The following is a 1,629-nucleotide window of genomic DNA, read 5'->3' on the forward strand; positions in this document are numbered from 1 at the left end:
TGTTGGTGAGGTGGTGGTGGAGGTTGGTGAGGGCGTGTTGGGTGGCGGTGGTGTGTTTGTAGGTGAGGTTGGTGAGTTTGTGGAGGAGTTTGGGCCAGTGGTGGGGTGTGGTGGTGAAGGTGATGGTGAGGAGGGTGGTGTTGTTGGGGTGGGGGGTGAGGGTGTAGGTGGTGGTGCCGTGGAAGTGGCCGGTGTGGGTTTGGGTGAGGGTGTGGTGGGGGGTGATGTGGGTGGTGGTGGAGTGGAATTGGAGTTTGGGGCCGGGTTTGCCGATGCCGTTGGGGTGGATGGTGGTGGTGGTGGTTCCGTTGGTGGTGTGGGGTGGGGTGGGTCCGGGTTGGTGGGTGTTGTGGGGGTGCCACCAGGTGGTTTTGCCGTTGAGTTCGTTGATGATGGCGTTCCAGATGGTGGTGGGGGGGTGGGGGAGGAGGGTTTGGTCGGTGTGGTGGATGGTGTGCATGGGGTTTCCTTTCGGGGGTTGGCTGGGGTTGGGGGTGGTGTTTTGGGGGTGGGGGAGTGTCCGGGGTGTTGTGTTTTTGGTTTGCGTTCGTGGTTGCTGTTGCTTTGTTTGTTTGTGGTGTTGGTGGTTTTGGGTTGTTGGGGGGTTAGGGGAAGATGTTTTGGCCGGGGGTGAGGGTGTGGGTGGGGTCGTGGTGGGTTTTGGTGGTGGTGAGGGTGGTCCATTGGGGGCCGTAGTGGGTTTGCCAGTCGGTGGGGGTCATGTGGGGGATGGCGCCGACGAGGTAGCGTTTGGCGCCGAGTTGGACGGCGCGGTCGTAGAGGTTGCGGTTGCGGGTGAGGGCGGGGGTGGGGTTGTAGTCGGGGTGGGGGAAGGTGAGGAGGTCGAAGAGGTAGGCGGTGGGTTCGTTGGGGGTGATGGCGAGGGGGTGGGTGAGTTTGTTGGTGTGGAAGGGGTAGCAGAGGAGGAGGCCTTGGCCGATGTCGTCGGGGGTGAGTTGGGGGAGGGCTTCGGTGAGGAAGGTTTTGGTTTGGGAGGCGGGGAGGAAGAGGGAGAGCCAGGGTTTGGGGGCGTTCCAGTAGCCGAGGTTTTTGATGTTGTCGGCGAAGGCGTCGGCTCGGTAGGTGTATTCGCGGTAGGTGGTGTCGGTGATGGTGGTTTCGGTGGTGAGGGGGTTGAGGCCGGTGAGGAGGGGGGTGGGGTCAGGGGGTGTGGTGCCGTTGTAGTGGGCGACGGCTTCGATTTTGTAGCGGGGGGGTTGGTTGTTGGGCTGGATGAGGATTTCGCCGACTTGGGAGGGGAAGCGGCCGTCGTTGAGGAGGGTTTGCTGGTCGGTGAGGTAGGTGGTGAGGTCGTTGTAGTAGAGGGTGAAGACGCGGGCGTTTTGGGGGGCGGGGATGAGTTTGAGGGTGGCGCGGGTGATGATGCCGACTTGGCCGGCGCCGGCGAGGGCGGTGTGGAAGAGTTCGGTGTTTTTGGTGGGGGTGGCGGTGAGGATGCGGCCGGTGCCGGTGACGATGTCGATGGATTCGACGGTGTCGGCTTGGAGGCCGTATTTGTGGACGGTGGATCCGATGCCGCCGATGCTGATGGTGCCGCCGATGGAGAGGTGGAGGTAGTCGGTGAGGCAGGGGGGTGTGAGGCCTTGGGCGAGGGTGGCGTCGGTGAGC

General features: G+C 63.2%; 2 protein-coding genes. Both read right to left on the reverse strand.

All coding sequences use genetic code 11. The features are described 5' to 3' along the window. Window positions 1–460: hypothetical protein (locus tag ACZ7KX_RS41960; protein ID WP_470331218.1), on the reverse strand; the 460-nt coding region annotated here is incomplete at its 3' end. Window positions 461–605: 145 nt separating this feature from the next. Then, a partial coding sequence (locus ACZ7KX_RS41965; protein WP_470331219.1) for an FAD-binding protein occupies window positions 606–1,629 on the reverse strand: 1,024 nt, incomplete at its 5' end.

This window comes from Kitasatospora sp. NPDC038210 (genome assembly GCF_055600605.1).